The 16752-nt window shown below is 69.0% G+C and carries 16 protein-coding genes; 13 read left to right on the plus strand and 3 right to left on the minus strand.

From position 1 onward, the window contains the following. Both ACWGE0_RS24160 and ACWGE0_RS24165 read right to left on the minus strand, forming a co-directional pair. The coding region (locus tag ACWGE0_RS24160) for a leucine zipper domain-containing protein (protein ID WP_452263166.1) at nt 1-338 on the minus strand (338 nt) is incomplete at its 3' end. 122 nt (nt 339-460) lie between these two features. Further along, complete coding sequence (locus ACWGE0_RS24165) at nt 461-1144, minus strand: hypothetical protein (protein ID WP_452263167.1); 684 nt, start codon at nt 1142-1144, stop codon at nt 461-463. Between the two features lie 178 nt (nt 1145-1322). On the opposite strand from ACWGE0_RS24165, the gene ACWGE0_RS24170 reads away from it, so the two are divergent. The 3 genes from ACWGE0_RS24170 to ACWGE0_RS24180 are packed head-to-tail and all read left to right on the plus strand — an operon-like array spanning nt 1323 to nt 4027. Next, nucleotides 1323-3005, plus strand: a complete 1683-nt coding sequence (locus ACWGE0_RS24170; protein ID WP_452263168.1) for a CTP synthase — start codon at nt 1323-1325, stop codon at nt 3003-3005. Continuing rightward, the gene (locus tag ACWGE0_RS24175; RefSeq protein ID WP_452263169.1) at nt 3002-3622 is read left to right on the plus strand and encodes an NUDIX domain-containing protein; all 621 of its coding nucleotides are present in this window, start codon (nt 3002-3004) and stop codon (nt 3620-3622) included. Before ACWGE0_RS24170 ends, ACWGE0_RS24175 begins: the two co-directional genes overlap by 4 nt. Before the next feature lie 9 nt (nt 3623-3631). Beyond that, entirely contained in the window at nt 3632-4027 is a 396-nt protein-coding gene (locus ACWGE0_RS24180) for a DUF2752 domain-containing protein (protein ID WP_452263170.1), read from the plus strand. Here the strand turns inward: ACWGE0_RS24180 and ACWGE0_RS24185 are convergent. Next, the gene (locus ACWGE0_RS24185; protein ID WP_452263171.1) at nt 4024-4641 is read right to left on the minus strand and encodes an NINE protein; all 618 of its coding nucleotides are present in this window, start codon (nt 4639-4641) and stop codon (nt 4024-4026) included. The two genes, ACWGE0_RS24180 and ACWGE0_RS24185, sit on opposite strands and share 4 nt — an antisense overlap. Before the next feature lie 53 nt (nt 4642-4694). Between ACWGE0_RS24185 and ald the strand changes: the two genes are divergently transcribed. The 10 genes from ald to ACWGE0_RS24235 all read left to right on the plus strand — a co-directional run bounded on the left by ald (nt 4695) and on the right by ACWGE0_RS24235 (nt 16692). Then, nucleotides 4695-5765: an alanine dehydrogenase gene (gene ald / locus ACWGE0_RS24190; protein ID WP_452263172.1), complete on the plus strand. Its 1071-nt coding sequence runs from the start codon at nt 4695-4697 to the stop codon at nt 5763-5765. Between the two features lie 8 nt (nt 5766-5773). After that, nucleotides 5774-6649, plus strand: a complete 876-nt coding sequence (gene xerD, locus ACWGE0_RS24195) for a site-specific tyrosine recombinase XerD (protein ID WP_452263286.1) — start codon at nt 5774-5776, stop codon at nt 6647-6649. A gap of 24 nt (nt 6650-6673) precedes the next feature. After that, the gene (locus ACWGE0_RS24200) at nt 6674-7003 is read left to right on the plus strand and encodes an ArsR/SmtB family transcription factor (RefSeq protein ID WP_452263173.1); all 330 of its coding nucleotides are present in this window, start codon (nt 6674-6676) and stop codon (nt 7001-7003) included. Between the two features lie 100 nt (nt 7004-7103). After that, nucleotides 7104-8027, plus strand: a complete 924-nt coding sequence (locus ACWGE0_RS24205) for a ParA family protein (protein ID WP_452263174.1) — start codon at nt 7104-7106, stop codon at nt 8025-8027. Then, the gene (locus ACWGE0_RS24210) at nt 8024-8350 is read left to right on the plus strand and encodes a hypothetical protein (protein ID WP_452263175.1); all 327 of its coding nucleotides are present in this window, start codon (nt 8024-8026) and stop codon (nt 8348-8350) included. Before ACWGE0_RS24205 ends, ACWGE0_RS24210 begins: the two co-directional genes overlap by 4 nt. After that, on the plus strand, nt 8347-9213 hold the full coding sequence (locus ACWGE0_RS24215; RefSeq protein ID WP_452263176.1) for a segregation and condensation protein A: 867 nt from the start codon (nt 8347-8349) through the stop codon (nt 9211-9213). Before ACWGE0_RS24210 ends, ACWGE0_RS24215 begins: the two co-directional genes overlap by 4 nt. Further along, complete coding sequence (scpB, locus tag ACWGE0_RS24220) at nt 9213-10124, plus strand: SMC-Scp complex subunit ScpB (protein ID WP_452263177.1); 912 nt, start codon at nt 9213-9215, stop codon at nt 10122-10124. Before ACWGE0_RS24215 ends, scpB begins: the two co-directional genes overlap by 1 nt. Next, nucleotides 10117-10851 carry a pseudouridine synthase gene (locus tag ACWGE0_RS24225; protein WP_319969310.1) on the plus strand — a complete coding sequence of 245 codons (735 nt, stop codon included), beginning with the start codon at nt 10117-10119 and terminating at the stop codon, nt 10849-10851. Before scpB ends, ACWGE0_RS24225 begins: the two co-directional genes overlap by 8 nt. 167 nt (nt 10852-11018) lie before the next feature. Then, on the plus strand, nt 11019-13769 hold the full coding sequence (locus ACWGE0_RS24230) for an nSTAND1 domain-containing NTPase (RefSeq protein WP_452263178.1): 2751 nt from the start codon (nt 11019-11021) through the stop codon (nt 13767-13769). A gap of 205 nt (nt 13770-13974) precedes the next feature. Beyond that, nucleotides 13975-16692: an nSTAND1 domain-containing NTPase gene (locus ACWGE0_RS24235; protein ID WP_452263179.1), complete on the plus strand. Its 2718-nt coding sequence runs from the start codon at nt 13975-13977 to the stop codon at nt 16690-16692. Nucleotides 16693-16752: the final 60 nt, after the last annotated feature.

Here is a 16752-nt window from a genome sequence, read left to right on the forward strand (position 1 = left end):
TTGATCCGGCAGCGCACGAGCACGGCGTGCACTGTGGAGGCGGGCAGGCCGAGTCGGCCGGCGATCTGAACTGGGCCGAGCCGGTGCCGCCACCGCAGGACCGCGATCTGCCGCACGACCGGCTCGGGTGTGCGGGTCGGGCTGAGATGTGGTCGTGAGCTGCGGTCGAACATCCCCGCCTCGCCCTCGTCGCGGTAGCGCGCCGCCCATTTACGTGCGGTCCGCTCCGCGACCATGAACATCTTCGCGGCCGCGGCCACCGGCCAGTTCTCTTCCAGAATCAGACGCGCCAGGCGTAGCCGGGCGCGTGGCGTCAGCGCCGCGTTAGGGTGGGACACGAAGGCCTCCGGACATGTGAAGCGGTTCCTAGACAGCTCCACTTCACATCCAGGGGCCTTCACCTGTCTTCACGACAAGCCGTCACACACCCAAACCAGGACAACGTCCCTGGACATCACAACTAGTAGTCCGTCGTCCAGTCGCCGGGAAGCTGCTTGACCAGCAGTTCCAACGCTTCCGGCGTGCGGGCGCGGGCCCACAGCCACTGGCTGTCGTCCTCGCGCACGATCACGTCGTCGGCGACGAACCAGCGGGTACCGGGACTGCGCAGCGGCAACAGTGCGAAGTTGTCTTCGAGCAGGGAGATGTCCGCCTCGGACGTCTCCCTGTCCGCTGTCTCGGCCCCGTCGCGGAACAACGCCTCCGACAGCACCATCTCCACGCAGGCGAGCGAGAACCTGGGCAGCCACCGGTCCCAGTGCTCCTCCGCCTTGTTCAGCAGGTCGAGCTTGATCAGGACCTCGGGGTCGTCCCCGGCGAACGTCGTTCCCCAGGCGGCGACCCACTGGTTCTCGTCGCGGAACACCAGGACGTCGCCGTCGAGGCGCAGTTCCGACGGGGTGAGCAGGCGGTCCTGGTTGCTGGTGAGGTCGGGGCGCTTGCCGAACAACGACAGCGCCTCCTTCAGCGACTCCGGCAGCTGTACGCCGAGCTGGTCCTCGGTGGCCGCGAGATCGGCCCGGTTCCAGCCGTCCTGCGCCTCGATCGGCTCCGCCCACCCGGCGGCGAATCCCTCGATGAAACGCCACGCCGCGGACCGGTCGTGCACGGCTCTGACGGCCTCACCTGCCACGTCGAAGGTCACGTGACAACCATTCCTGATGCCGGGCCGTGCCGGGCGCGGATCGGGGAAACCCCTCACTGCGCCGATCGGGTGATGTGATCTGCCGGGTCGTGGTGCGCTGAGTGACCGTCGGCGTGTTAGCGTTATGGCCCGTGGATAGGGGGATTCGGCCCCCACGATTTTCACGGGAGCCCCGTTGGTGCAGCAGGCACGTACGACCAAGCACGTCTTCGTCACGGGGGGCGTCGCGTCCTCCTTGGGCAAGGGGCTCACCGCCTCCAGCCTCGGCCAGTTGCTCACCTCGCGCGGCCTGCGGGTAACGATGCAGAAGCTCGACCCGTACCTGAACGTGGACCCCGGCACGATGAACCCGTTCCAGCACGGCGAGGTCTTCGTGACCGACGACGGTGCCGAGACGGACCTCGACATCGGCCACTACGAGCGGTTCCTCGCGCGGGACCTGAGCGGCGACGCGAACGTCACCACCGGCCAGGTGTACTCCGAGGTCATCGCCAAGGAGCGGCGTGGTGAGTACCTGGGCGACACGGTCCAGGTCATCCCGCACATCACCGACGAGATCAAGCGCCGCATCAGGGCGATGGCCGAGCCGGACGCCGACGGCGTCACCCCGGACGTGGTCATCACCGAGGTCGGCGGCACCGTCGGTGACATCGAGTCGCTGCCGTTCCTCGAGGCGTGCCGCCAGGTCCGCCACGACGTCGGCCGCGACAACGTCTTCTTCCTGCACGTCAGCCTGGTGCCGTACCTGGCGCCGAGCGGCGAGCTGAAGACCAAGCCGACGCAGCACTCCGTCGCGGCGCTGCGCAACATCGGCATCCAGCCGGACGCGATCGTGTGCCGCGCGGACCGGGAGATCCCGGACGCGCTCAAGCGCAAGATCGGCCTGATGTGCGACGTCGACACCGACGCCGTCGTCGCGGCCGTGGACGCGCCGTCGATCTACGACATCCCGAAGGTCCTGCACGCCGAGGGTCTCGACGCGTACGTGGTGCGCCGCCTCGACCTGCCGTTCCGCGACGTCGACTGGACGGTGTGGGGCGATCTGCTGGACCGCGTGCACAACCCGTCGGAGACGGTGAAGATCGCGCTGGTCGGCAAGTACGTCGACCTGCCGGACGCCTACCTGTCGGTCACCGAGGCGCTGCGTGCGGGCGGTTTCGCGCACCACGCCAAGGTCGAGATCAAGTGGGTGCCGTCGGACGAGTGCCAGACGCCGGAGGGCGCCGCACGGGCGTTGTCGGGTATGGACGGGGTGCTGATCCCCGGCGGGTTCGGCGTGCGCGGCATCGAGGGCAAGCTCGGCGCGCTGAAGTACAGCCGCACGCGGGGTGTGCCGACGCTCGGCCTGTGCCTCGGCCTGCAGTGCATGGTGATCGAGGCCGCGCGCAACCTCGCGGGCATCGAGGACGCGAACTCCAGCGAGTTCGAAGAGGGCGGCACGCCGGTCATCTCCACGATGGCCGACCAGCAAGACGTCGTGGCCGGTCAGCGCGACATGGGCGGCACGATGCGCCTGGGCGCGTACATCGCGAAGCTCACGCCGGGGTCGGTCGTCGCTCAGGCGTACGGCGCGACCGAGGTGTCCGAGCGGCACCGCCACCGCTACGAGGTCAACAACGCGTACCGGGGCAAGCTCACCGAGGCCGGTCTGGTGTTCTCCGGCCTGTCGCCGGACGGCCGCCTGGTCGAGTTCGTCGAGCTGCCGTCGGACGTGCACCCGTTCTACGCGGGCACGCAGGCGCATCCGGAGCTCAAGTCGCGTCCCACGAAGCCGCATCCGCTGTTCGCGGCGTTCGTGAAGGCCGCGATCGACTACCGGGTCGCTGATCGCCTCCCTTTGACTGCAGGGGCGTCGAAGTGACGTCCCGGCACGACTTCCGCACGGTCTCCAGTGAGGACGTGCACGTCGGACGGGTTGTCGCGCTGCGGATCGACGACGTCGAGATGCCCGGTGGCGGCACGGCCAAGCGCGAGATCGTCGAGCACATGGGCGCGGTCGCGGTCGTGGCCGTCGACGACGTGGGCGAGGTCGTGCTGATCCACCAGTACCGGCACGCGCTCGGCAGGCACCTCTGGGAGCTGCCGGCCGGGCTGCTCGACCACGACGACGAGGAGCCGGTCGTCGGCGCGCGCCGGGAGCTGGCCGAGGAGGTCGGGCTCGACGCGGCGCGCTGGGACACTCTGGTCGACGAGGCCGCGTCACCCGGTTTCACCGACGAGGTCGTGCGCGTGTTCCTGGCGCGGGACCTGTCCGAAGTGGAGCGTGAGGTGCAGGGCGAGGAGGAGGCGGATCTGGAGATCCACCGCTTCCCGCTCGACGAGGCCGTGCGGATGGTGTTCTCGGGCGAGATCGTGAACTCCTCCGCGGTCGCCGGACTCATCGCGGCGCGTGAGGTGCTGGAGGGCCGCGCTGAGCCGCGTCCGGCCGACGCACCGTTTCGCGACAAGCCGACCCGGTTCGCCGCGCGCAAGAAGTAAGTTGGGCTGATGCAGACGTTGAAGGGTGCCTTCGCACGACTGAAGGCACCCTTTGCCGTTCTCGCGCTGGGTGGCGCCGGTGCGGTGCTGCTGCTGTTCGTCGACCCGAACAAGCCGGGCAACCTGCTGCCGAAGTGCCCGTTCAACTGGCTCACCGGGCTCGACTGCCCTGGCTGCGGTGCCACGCGCATGGTGCACGCGCTGCTGCACGGCGATGTGGTTGGCGCGTTCCACTACAACGCTGTGCTGCTCGCGTTGGGCGTGCCTCTGGCCGTGTGGCTGTTCGGGCGTTGGACGAAAGATCGTTGGACTGGCGAACGGCGATCCGTGCCGAAGTCGGTCGGTGTCGCCGTTCTCGTCGTTACCGCTGTGTGGGGCGTTGGCCGAAACCTGGCCGGTATTTAGTCGCGGAGCTTGCGGCCTTCGGCGTCCGTGCCGCCGTTGACCAGGATGAGGATCCCGTCGATCAACGACCAGATGCCGCAGCCACCGCAGGTCAGCAGCTGGGCGACGGCGATGCCGACGTGGCCGGTGTAGAAGCGGCCGATGCCCAGGTTGCCCAGGAACAGCTGCAGCACGCCCGCGGCGATCTTCGACTTGTCCGACATCGGCACGCCGGTGATCGGGTCGAAGCCGTACGGGGCGGCGGGGTTCCCGTAGCCCATGCCAGGAGGCGGCGGCTGGAAGCCGGGAGGCGGAGGGGCGTACTGCGGCTGCGGGCCGGTGGGCGGCGGGTAGTACGCCTGCGTGGGCTGCGGCGCGAAGCCCGGTGGCGGCGGGGGCACGGCGGCGAACGGCACCGAGGGCGGCGCGAGGAACGGCGGGTGCGGCTGCGGGAGGTCGCGGAACAGCTCTGCCAGCTCGACGTAGGTCTGCGCGACGGACGCGCGGTTCACCCGCTCCTGGTATTCGGAGATGTCGAGCCGAGCGAGCGCGAAATGGTCGTTGAGCGCGGTGATCGCCTCTTCGCGCTGCTGGTTGCCGATGCGCTGCTGTTCTGGCCCGAATGCTTCTGACACGGCTCAGCACGTTATCCGATGCAGGAGATCGATATCGGGAATACGCTGCGACGATGCTGGTCGGTGTCCCAAAGGAGATCAAGAACCACGAGTACCGCGTGGCGATCACGCCCGCGGGTGTGGTCGAGCTGGTGCGCCGCGGGCACGAGGTCGTCATCGAGCACGACGCCGGGGCCGGCTCGTCGTTCCCCGACCACGAGTACACGTCGGCGGGTGCGCGCATCGCCGCGACGGCCGACGAGGTGTGGGGTCTCGCGGACCTGGTGCTGAAGGTCAAGGAGCCGATCGAGCCCGAGTACCACCGGATGCGCCGCGATCAGGTGCTCTTCACGTACCTGCACCTGGCGGCCAGCCCGGAGTGCACCAAGGCGATCGCCTCCTCGGGCATCACCGCCATCGCGTACGAGACCGTGCAGCTGCCGGACGGGTCGCTGCCGTTGCTGGCGCCGATGAGCGAGATCGCCGGGCGGATGGCGGCTCAGGTCGGCGCGCACTGCTTGGAACGCGCGCAAGGCGGACGAGGTGTGCTGCTGGGTGGTGCGCCCGGAGTCGCGGCGGGCAAGGTCGCGGTGATCGGCGCGGGCGTGGCGGGGATGAACGCGGCGACGATGGCCGTCGGCATGCAGGCCGAGGTGATCGTGCTGGACAACAACGTCAACCGGTTGCGGCAGATCGACTTCACTTACCGCGGGCACCTGCAGACGATCGCGTCGAACGCCTACGAGGTCGAGAAGGCCTGTCGCTGGGCGGATCTGGTGATCGGCGCGGTGCTGGTGCCGGGAGCGAAGGCGCCGAAGCTCGTCAGCAACGATCTGGTGTCCCGGATGCGGTCCGGAAGCGTGCTGGTTGACATCGCCGTTGACCAAGGTGGATGTTTCGAAAACACACGACCCACCACGCACGATGATCCGACGTACCGAGTGCACGACTCCGTGTTCTACTGCGTCGCGAACATGCCTGGTGCGGTACCGAACACTTCGACGTACGCACTGACGAACGTGACTTTGCCGTACGTCATCGCGTTGGCTGACAAGGGTTTTGAGCGTGCTGTGATGGAAGATCTCGCGCTGGCGAAGGGCGTCAACGCGCGCGATGGAGAGATTGTGCTGGAAGGGCTGGCGTGATCCCAGAACTGGTGGCGAGCTATCTCGACCACCTCGCCGTGGAACGCGGCACGGCCCGCAACACTCTCGACTCCTACACCCGTGATCTGCGCAGGTACTCCGAACATCTCGAGTCCATCGGGGTGACGGATCTCGGTGCGGTGACCGAGTTGCACGTGAGCGAGTTCCTGGCTGTGTTGCGAGAAAGCGGGCTCGCGGCGTCGTCAGCTGCACGGACGTTGGTCGCTGTGCGGGGATTGCATCGGTTCGCGCATCGCGAAGGCGTGGTGCCGCATGACGCCGCACGTGCCGTGCACCCGCCGTCGCCGCCGAAGAGGCTGCCGAAAGCATTGCCCGTCAATGATGTTCTGACGTTGCTCGACACCGTCGTGAACCTGCGGGACAAGGCGTTGCTGGAGTTGCTGTACTCGACGGGCGCGCGCATCTCCGAGGTCGTCGGGCTGGACATCGATGACATCGACGCAGGTGAGCGCACTGTGTTGCTGGATGGAAAGGGTGGGAAACAACGGCTTGTCCCGGTGGGACGGCCGGCGTTGGCCGCGGTGGACGCGTACCTGGTGCGTGCGCGCCCTGCGTTGGCGGCCAAGGGCCGTGGGACGCCTGCATTGTTCTTGAATGCACGTGGTGGACGGCTTTCCCGGCAGAGCGCGTGGACCGTTCTGAAGACCGCAGCGGAGGACGCGGGAATCACCGCCGTGGTGTCTCCGCACACGTTGCGGCATTCGTTCGCCACCCATCTGTTGGAAGGGGGTGCTGACGTTCGGGTGGTGCAAGAACTCCTCGGGCACGCATCGGTTACGACCACTCAGGTGTACACACTGGTAACCGTTACGACTTTGAGGGAGGTCTACGCAACTGCTCACCCTCGAGCCACTGGAACATGAGGCTTCCACGGGTACGGTGGTCAGGTGCCGAACTTGGACGAGCCGTCCCCACAGGCCATTGATCTAGCCGCTGTGCTGCACGCGCTGAGCGACCCGACAAGGCTCGCCGTTGTGCGCCAGATCCAGTTGAGCGGGGAGAGGCTGTGCGGGGCTTTCGAGGTTGACGTAGCGAAGTCGACCCTTTCCCAGCACCTGCGCGTGTTGCGCGAAGCTGGCATCACCCGAACACGCTGCCGCGGCAACCAACGCTGGGTGTCACTGCGTCGAGACGACCTGGATGTTCTCTTCCCGGGCCTGTTGGACGTCGTGCTGTCCGCCGCGGACCGTCGCACACGAATGGATGTTCCGGTCTAACTGACTCTTGACAACACCGGCGAGGCGCGTTGCCGCTCGCACGGGTGCGGCCTAGGCTGCGCCCGGAGAGACGACTACGACCAGTGAGGGAACGCCAGCCATGTCGACACCGGAGCACGCTTTCGCGCCCCGTGCCGATCTGAACCTGGCCCCGCACGCCGCGCCGGTGGACGATGTCGCTCACGAGCAGGTCGACGGCATCGGTCCGACCGGCCGCCCGCGCCGCCACATCCCGGATCCGCCGCCGCTGCTGCACCACGGCCCGGCGAAGATCCTCGCGGTGTGCAACCAGAAGGGCGGCGTCGGCAAGACGACGACGACCATCAACCTGGGCGCGGCGCTGGCCGAATACGGCCGGCGGGTGCTGCTCGTCGACTTCGACCCGCAGGGCGCGCTCTCGGTGGGCCTCGGCGTGCACCCGCACCAGCTGGAAACCACGATCTACAACGTCATCATGGAGAACGACACCTCCGTTCCCGACGTCATCCGCAAGACCATGGTCGACGACATGGACCTGCTGCCCAGCAACATCGACCTGTCGGCGGCCGAGATCCAGCTGGTGTCCGAAGTGGGTCGCGAGCACACGCTCGTGCGCACCCTTCGTCCCGTGATCGACCACTACGACTACGTGCTGGTCGACTGCCAGCCCTCGCTCGGCCTGCTCACGGTGAACGCCCTCGCGGCCGCGGACGGAGTGCTGATCCCGCTGGAGTGCGAGTTCTTCTCGCTGCGCGGGGTCGCGCTGCTCATCGACACCATCGAGAAGGTCAAGGAACGCTTGAACCCCAAGCTCAACATCACCGGCATCCTCGCCACGATGTACGACCCGCGCACGCTGCACTCGCGTGAGGTCATGGCACGCGTCGTGGAGGCGTTCGGCGAGATCGTGTTCGACTCGGTCATCAACCGCACGGTGCGTTTCCCGGAGACCACCGTGGCGGGCGAGCCGATCACCCGCTGGGCGCCGCGATCGGCCGGCGCCAACGCCTACCGCGGGCTGGCTCGCGAGGTGATCGCCCGGTGAACCGTCGCCCTTCACTGCCGGGGGCGGCGGAGCTTTTCCGGCTGACCGCTGCTGCTCCTGTTCCTGACGCTGCTCCCGAGGCCGTTGATCCGCCCGTTCAGCGGCGCGGGTCCGGGCGCACGAAGCACACCACGAAGATCACGGTGTACGTGTCCGACGAGGAGCTGATGGCTCTGGAGCAGGCGCGGCTGTCGTTGCGCGGCTCGCACGGGCTGGGCGTGGACCGCGGGCGTGTGGTGCGTGAGGCGATCGCGATCGTGCTGGACGACCTCGAGACGCACGGTGACGCATCGCTGCTGGTACGCAGGTTGCGCGAGCAGTGACCGAGGAACTTCCCCCTGAAGTCGCTGCTGAAGTCGCTGCTGAGGTTGCCGCTGAAGTCGCTGCTCCGGACGACGGCAAGTTCAAGGTCAGGCTCACGAACTTCGAGGGCCCCTTCGACCTGCTGCTGCAGCTGATCTCGCAGCACACCCTCGACGTCACCGAGGTGGCGCTGCACACGGTCACCGACGACTTCATCGCGCACCTGCGCGGCATGGGCGAGGCGTGGGACCTCGACGAGACCACCGAGTTCCTGGTGATCGCGGCGACCCTGCTGGACCTGAAGGCCGCCCGGCTGCTGCCCACCGGTGACGTCGAGGACGAGGACGACCTGGCGCTGCTGGAAGCGCGCGACCTGCTGTTCGCACGGCTGTTGCAGTACCGGGCCTACAAGCAGGTCGCGGCCCTGTTCGCCGAGCTGGAACAGGGCGCGTTCCGCCGGTATCCGCGGTCGGTGTCGCTGGAGCCGCGCTTCGAGGGCCTGCTGCCCGAGGTGATGCTCGGGGTGACGCCGCAGAAGTTCGCCCTGATCGCCGCGGCCGCGTTCCGGCCGAAGGAGAAGCGCACGCTCTCGGTCGCGCACATCCACCAGCACCGCGTGTCGATCCGCGAGACGGCGGACCAGCTGCGGACCTTCCTGGTCGAACGCGGCACGGCGACGTTCACGGAGATCGTCGCCGACTGCACCGAGACGATGGAGGTCGTGGCGCGCTTCCTGGCGCTGCTGGAGCTGTACCGGGAGAAGTCGCTGGCCTTCGAGCAGGAGGACCCGCTCGGGCCGCTGCAGGTGACGTGGGTCGGCGGGACGTTGGAGGAAGCGCAGGCGCAGGTGCACGCCGGCCACGAGGATGAGGACTACGGCTGATGAGCGAGCCACTGGTGGGGCCGGACGCGGCGGAGGTGCGGAACCCGGGGCCCGCATTCGACGGGGCTGGGGCGGACGCGGCGGACGAAGCGGGTGCGGTGGAGCCGACCGAGGCTGACGCTGCCGAGCCCGAGCCTGACGCCGCCGACCCCCTCGCCGCCGCCGAGCCGGAAGCCGAGCCCGCCGAGCCACTCGCTGACGACGCAGAGCCGGAAGCTGAGCTGGCCCCGGCTGAGCCCGAACCTGCCGCGGTGCCCGAAGCCGAGCCTGAGGCCCCGGCCGCGGACGCCGTCGACGCCGCCGCCCTCGAGGCACAGCTCCTCGCCGCCGCCCCCGAGGAAGCCATCGAGGACAGCGGCCTCCCGGACCTCACGAGCGACCAGGAATTCGACGCGGCGATCGAGTCCGTGCTGCTCGTGGTCGACAGCCCGATCGCGGAAGACCAGCTCAGCAGTGCCCTTGAGCAGCCGGTTAAGCGAATCAAGGAAGCACTCCGTAGACTCTCCACCCGGTACACCGAGTCCGGCAGTGGGATTGACCTGCGCAGGGCGGGGGACGGCTGGCGGTTCTACACGCGGGACCGGTACGCCCCGTTCGTGGAGAAGCTGCTGCTCGACGGTCAGCGCGCGAAACTCACCCGCGCGGCCCTGGAGACGCTCGCGGTGATCGCCTACCGACAGCCCGTGACGAGGGCGCGGATCGCGGCGGTCCGTGGCGTCAACGTGGACGGTGTGATCCGGACCCTGGTCGCGCGGGGGCTCATCGAGGAGACGGGCACGGACAGCGACACGGGTGGGATCCTGTACCGCACGACCGAACTGTTCCTGGAGCGGTTGGGGCTGTCGTCGCTCGCCGACCTGCCTGCAATCGCGCCGCTGCTGCCCGAAGTGGATGCGATCGACGATGTCTGAGAACGAAGGCGTGCGCCTGCAGAAGGTGCTCGCACAGGCCGGGGTCGCCTCGCGCCGTGCTTCCGAGGAGCTGATCGAGCAGGGGCGCGTGTCGGTCGACGGCAAGGTCGTGCGCGAGCAGGGCCGCCGGATCGACCCCGAGACCGCCGTGGTGCACGTCGACGGAGTGCGGGTGCAGATCCGCGAGGACGTCGTCACCATCGCGCTGAACAAGCCGTTCGGCATGCTCTCCACGATGGAGGACGACCTGGGCCGCCCGTGCGTGGGCGACCTGGTGCGCAACCGCGCGGAGCGGCTGTTCCACGTCGGGCGTCTCGACGCCGAGACCGAGGGCCTGCTGCTGCTCACGAACGACGGCGAGCTCGCGCATCGGTTGATGCACCCGAGCTACAACGTCAAGAAGACCTACCTCGCCGAGGTGCCCGGCCCGGTCGAGAAGGGTCTCAACAAGAAGCTGAAGGCCGGCATCGAGCTCGACGACGGCCCGGTCAAGGTCGACTCCTTCAAGCTCATCAGCGCCGTTCCCGGCAAGGCGCTCGTCGAGGTCGTGCTGCACGAGGGCCGCAAGCACATCGTGCGCCGCCTGCTCGAGCACGTCGGCTACCCGGTGCAGTCGCTGGTGCGCGTCGCGGTCGGTGACGTGTCGCTCGGCAACCAGCGTCCCGGCTCGATGCGGGTCCTGAACCGCCAGGAAGTCGGCGGCCTTTACAAGCTCGTCGGTCTCTGATCAGAATCTGAACCCGCTCGCCCCTCCGGCCCCCGAACCGGAGGGGCGACCTGCGGTGAACCCCCATTCACCTTGCAACGAGAACGCTACGGCGATGACGTTGTAAGGGGTCGATCATGCGTTTTGAACAACACGGTGTAGACAATCGGTCACAGGGGGAGACCGACATGCCACGCACCGAACGTCCGTTGGACAGCAAAGACAGCGAACTCGGCGGTTTCGCCGCCGACCTCCGCAAGCTGAGGGACAAGGCGGGCAAACCGTCCTACCGGGCGCTCGCTTCACGCGCGCATTACTCGGCGGCCACGCTGTCCGACGCCGCCGGGGGCAAGAAACTTCCGTCGCTCGCCGTCACGCTGGCCTACGTCAAGGCCTGCGACGGTGACGAGCAGGAGTGGGAACAGCGCTGGCGCGCGATCGCCGCCCCGCCGGACCCGACCGGTGAAGCGCCGTACGTCGGCCTCAAGGCGTTCCAGAAGGAAGACGCCGACCGGTTCTTCGGCCGCGAGAAGCTCACCGCGAAGCTCGTCGAACTCACCAGTGCGCGCCCGTTCGTCGGTGTCTTCGGCGCGAGCGGTTCTGGCAAGTCGTCCCTGCTGCGCGCCGGCCTGCTCCCGAGCCTGACCAACGCCCTGATCTTCACGCCGGGCGTCCACCCGCTCGACGAGTGCGCGGTCCGGCTCGCCCAGGCGACCGGGGAGTCCGCGGTGGCGTTCCGCTCCGAGCTCGCCGACCCCGCCGCGCTGGGGCTGCTCGCCCGGCAGCACGACCTGGTCCTGGTCATCGACCAGTTCGAGGAGGTCTTCACCCTCTGCGGCCCTGAACAACGTGACTGGTTCGTCCAGGCCCTGGTCAGCGCCCCGCGCGTGGTCATCGGCGTGCGAGCCGACTTCTACGGTCACATCGGCCGTCACCCCGAGCTCGTCGAAGCCCTCGAAGGCAGCCAGCTCCTGGTCGGCCCGATGACCACCGACGAACTCCGCCGCGCCATCGTCGAACCCGCCCAGCACGTCGGCGCCACGGTCGAGACCGCCCTGGTCACCCGCCTGGTCGCGGACGTGGCAGGGCAGGCTGCCGCACTCCCGCTCGTGCAGCACGCGCTGGTCGAGACCTGGCGCCGCCGCCGGGGAATGACCCTGTCGCTGGTCGGGTACGAGGAGGCAGGCGGCGTCGAACACGCCATCGCCCGCACCGCCGAAGCCGTCTACGAGCAACTCAGTCCCGAACAGCGACAGACGGCTCAGCGGACCTTCCTGCGCCTGATCGCGCTGGGCGAAGGCACCGAGGACACCAAGCGCCGCGCCAACCGCGAGGGCCTCGACGCCGAAGTCGTCGAACGCCTGGCCACCGCCCGGCTGGTCACCCTCACCGAGCAGCACGCCGAACTGACGCACGAGGCGTTGATCCGCTCCTGGCCACGCCTGCGCGACTGGATCGCAGAGGACCGCGAAGCCCTGCGCGTCCACCACCAGCTCACCGAGGCCGCCGCCGAGTGGGGAGGCGACCGCGACCTCCTCTACAAGGGTGCCCGGCTGGCTCAGGCGAGCGAGTTGAGCCCGGATTCGCTCACCGAACCCGAACGCGTCTTCCTCACCGCGAGCCAGGCCGACGGCCGCCGCCGCGTCCGCCGCACCCGAGTCGTCGTGAGCGTGCTGTCGGTGCTGGTGCTGTTGCTCGGCGGCACCGTGGTGTTCGCGGCGGCCAAGGCGCAGGAGGCCACGCAGCAGCGCAACGACGCGTTGGCCGGACGTGCCGCCACGGAGGTCATGCGGCTGCTGCCGACCGACCCGAGCCAGGCAGCCCGGCTCGCCCTCGCGGCCTACGCGGTGACACCGACACTGGCGACGCAGGACGCGGTGCTGAACGCGGACGCCGCCAGGTGGAACTCGTACACCGCCGGTCAGCAGATGCTGTCGTGGCCCAACGTCGGCCGGTTGTCGCTCTCGACGCGCGGCGAGTTCTACCTCGACGTCTTCGCCTCCGGGGTCACCTCGGCCGCTCTCCGGTTCCGCGGGCAGGACCAGGACGACCCGGTGATCTCGATCGGCGACCGGGTGATCAGCGCGCTGCTCAGCGATGACGACCGGCGTGCGTTCACCGTCGAGGCGGCCGGCGAGGTGCAGATCTGGGACACCACCGATCCCTCGAAGCCGAAGAAGCTCGGGGTTTTCGCTGGGGCGCCGACGAACCTGTACGTGAGCGCGGACGGGACCACGGCCGTCGGTGTTTTCATGATCGACGGGGATCATCCGCAGCGCCGCACGAAGGTGTGGGACCTGCGTGACCCGGCACAGCCGCGGGAGATCGCGGTGCCGGGGGAGAACGTGAGTTCCGCCGCCGTGTCTCCTTCCGGTCGCGAGGTGGTGCTGCTGCGCGACGACAACAGCACGAACACCTCGGCCGCCGAGATCTGGGTGGTCGACGGGGAGAGGCCGCGGCAGCGCGCGTCGATCCCGCTTCCGGGAAACCCGCTGCAGCTCGTGGTCGGCCGCACCGGGGGTGCACTGGCGGTGCAGTACTCGCGAGAACTCGTCGTCTGGAGCATCACGGACGGCCACCAGCCCTCCGAGTGGTGGAAGCTGCCGATGAGCTCGCCCTACGCCACCGTCGTGTTCGGCCGCGACGACAGGATGATCGCCGTGCAGACCGACGCGTCGGTCGAGGTCTGGCCCGTCGGCGTGACCGGCACCGATGTCCGGGCCGGGTCGTTCGGCGGGTTCCGCGGCGCCATCTCGGCGCTGCGCTACCGGGAGCGTGAGGACGCGTTCGCTGTCGTCGACGGGGTGCCGTCCATCTGGTCGTTGCGCACCGACTTCGAGAAAGTGGTCCGGGGACTGTGCCGTGACCGCGAGGTCGAACTGTCCGACGAGGACTGGGCGAAGTACTTCCCGGACATCAAACGCGTGCCCGTCTGCTGAGGCACGCTGAGGGACTGAGGTGCTGGGGTGCTGAGCCGTGGGTGGCCATCTGGGGGTCGGCCACCCACGGCCACACCGGCGCCGGTTCGGGGCGCGAGCACCGGGTCTTCCCCGTGTGAAGACGCGTGTGCACCGACGTTAGGGCGAACGGGTTGTTCACGGTCAGGCGTTGGCCGCTGAACAAAGTTCTCTGAACAATGACGGGATGCCGAGACGGGAACGCCCTCTCGAGGAGGGCGAGAGCGGTGTCCTGCGGTTCGCGGCGGATCTGCGCCGGCTGCGGGAGCGTGCGGGCAGCCCGACCTACCGGGAGCTGAGCCGGCGGGCGCACTACTCGGCCGCGGCGTTGTCGGAGGCCGCCGGTGGGCGGAAGTTGCCGAGTCTCGCGGTGACCAAGGCCTATGCCAAGGCTTGTGACGCCGATCCGGAGGAATGGGCGCGGCGGTGGCGGGAGGTCGCCGGGTCCGAACCGCACGCGGCCGGTGACAGTCCTTATGTGGGACTGGCGATGTTCCAGCCCGGTGACGCGCCGAAGTTCTTCGGGCGCGAGCGGTTGACGGCAGAGCTGCTGACCACGAAGAACCGTTTCACCGGCGTGTTCGGGCCGTCCGGGGTGGGGAAGTCGTCGTTGCTGCGGGCAGGGTTGATCGCCCGCACCCGCGAGCCCGTCCTGTTGTTCACGCCCGGCGCGAACCCGGTGGAGGAGTGCGCGGTCGCGCTCGCCAGGCTCACCGGTCAGGACGCGGTCGAGCTCGCCGATGAGTTGAAAGACCCGGAAGAGCTCGCCAGAAGGCACGGGCACCTCGTGGTCGTGGACCAGTTCGAGGAGCTGTTCACGTTGTGCCGCAACGAAGAGCTTCGTATGTGGCTGATCGCGGCGCTCACGAGGTGCGCGAAGGTCGTCATCGGTGTGCGGGCCGACTACTACGGGCACTGCGCGCAACACCCGGAGCTCGTCGAGGCGCTCGCCGGCAGCCAGGTCATGGTCGGCGCGATGTCGCCGGACGAGCTGCGCCTCGCCATCACCGAACCCGCCGCGGTCGTGGGCGCCAAGGTCGAGACGGCCTTGCTGGCCAGGCTGATGGCGGACGCGGTGGGGCAGGCCGCCGTGTTGCCGTTGCTGTCGCACGCGCTCGCGGAGACGTGGCAGCACCGCCGCGGCATGACGTTGACCATCGCCGGTTACGAGGAGGTCGGCGGTCTCGAACACGCCGTCGCCCGTACCGCTCAAGAACTCTTCGACGGTTTCACCGCCCGGCAACAGGCGCACGCGAAACGGATCCTGCTGCGGCTCGTGACTACCGACGACACCAAACGCCGCGCGCGCAAGGACGAGCTGGAAGCCGACGAGGAAGTGTTGTGCGCGCTGGCCGCGGCACGGCTGGTGGTGATCGACCGGGACGGTGTCGAGCTCGCGCACGAGGCGTTGATCCGCAGCTGGCCGGAGTTCCAGGGCTGGGTCGAGGAGGAGCGCGAGAACATCAAGGCACAGCGCGAACTCACCGACGCCACGCAGACCTGGGAGTCGCTCGACCGGGACGCGGGCGCGCTGTTCCGGGGACGGCGGCTGGCGAACGTTCCTGAAGGCTTGTCCTTGAACGCCAAGGAGCGTGCGTTCCTCGCGGCGAGCCTGGCCGCCGAGGAAGAGGCCTCGGTGAGCGCCCGAAGACGCACCCGCCGCCAGCGCCAGCTGCTCGCCGCGCTCGCGGCCCTGATCGTCGTCGCCGCCAGCACGACCGTTTTCGCCTTGCAGGCCCGTAAAACCGCCGACGAACAACGCGCCGCCGCAGCCGTGCTGAAGGCGGTCGGCGAGGCGGCGTCGTTGCGTGCCACGAACCCCGCCCTGGCCCAGCAGGTCGCGCTGGCCGCCTACCAGCTCGTGCCGTTGTCCCAGGCGCGCAACGGTTTGCGCCAGGAGGACGTGCCGTCGCAGGTGCTGCGCGAAGCCCAGTCCGAGGTGACCGCGCTGGTGGTGGGCCCGACCCAGCGACAGGTCGCCACCGGCCACCGCGACGGCACGGTCGTGCTGACCGACCTCGCCGACCTGCCGTCCCCGCGCACCTCCCACGAGGCCGCCAGGCACGTCGGCGCCGTCACCGCCCTCGCGATGGACTCGACCGGCGGCCTGGTCGCCTCCGCGGGCGCGGACGGCGCAGTCCGCGTCGTCGACGTGTCCCTCGGCAAACCCCGCGAACTGGCCGTGCTCCCGGTGCGCGCCTCGGCGATCGCCTGGCAGGGCACCACCCTCGTCACCACCGACCACGACGGCGCCCTGAGCTTCTGGACCGACCTCCGCCGCGAACGCCCACGACTCCTGGTCAGCACCCAGCTGGGCCTGGGTCCCTTGGCGGGCATGACGTTCCGCGCCGACGGCCAGATCCTCGCCGCCGTCACCACCGGCCGCGCCGTCCACCTCGTCGACGTGACCGACCCGCGCGCCGCCAAGCTGCTGTCGCTGACCAAGCAGTTCGCCGGCGGCGCCCAGTTCGCGGGCAACGACCTGCTCATGACCACCACGGACAACGCCGTGCACCTCTGGGACGCCACCGACCCGCGCGACCCGGTCCTGCGCGCCGAGATCCCGTCCGGCGGCGGCGAGATCACCTCGGCCTGGCTCGGCGCCGACAGCGTCGCGGTCGCCACCAACGACGGCCTGGTACGCCTGTGGCAGCTCTCTGACCAGGGCGAACCGGTGGAGCAGGCGTTGCTGCGCGGGCATTCGGGGCCGGTGGCGGCGGTGGGGCTCACGCCCAAGGGGGACGAGGTCGTCACGGGTGGGGCGGATCAGGCGGTGCGGTTGTGGGACGTGGACCCGCGTGATCCGGCGGTGCGGATCTGTGAGCAGGCGATTCCGCGGATGAGCAGGGAGGAGTGGGTGCGGTATTTCGGGGACATCGCGTTCATGCCGCCCTGCCGCGACTGAGCCGCACGTCCGGATAGGTGGAACGATCACGAAGCAGGCATCCGGATGGTGACCGATTAG

The organism is Lentzea sp. NPDC054927 (assembly GCF_053610285.1).

Coding starts and splice junctions, on each gene's coding strand:
- ACWGE0_RS24235 (WP_452263179.1), top strand. CDS start 13,975: ATGCCGAGACGGGAACGCCCTCTCGAGGAGGGCGAGAGCGGTGTCCTG.
- ACWGE0_RS24225 (WP_319969310.1), top strand. CDS start 10,117: ATGTCTGAGAACGAAGGCGTGCGCCTGCAGAAGGTGCTCGCACAGGCC.
- ACWGE0_RS24180 (WP_452263170.1), top strand. CDS start 3,632: ATGCAGACGTTGAAGGGTGCCTTCGCACGACTGAAGGCACCCTTTGCC.
- ACWGE0_RS24230 (WP_452263178.1), top strand. CDS start 11,019: ATGCCACGCACCGAACGTCCGTTGGACAGCAAAGACAGCGAACTCGGC.
- ACWGE0_RS24205 (WP_452263174.1), top strand. CDS start 7,104: ATGTCGACACCGGAGCACGCTTTCGCGCCCCGTGCCGATCTGAACCTG.
- ald (WP_452263172.1), top strand. CDS start 4,695: ATGCTGGTCGGTGTCCCAAAGGAGATCAAGAACCACGAGTACCGCGTG.
- scpB (WP_452263177.1), top strand. CDS start 9,213: ATGAGCGAGCCACTGGTGGGGCCGGACGCGGCGGAGGTGCGGAACCCG.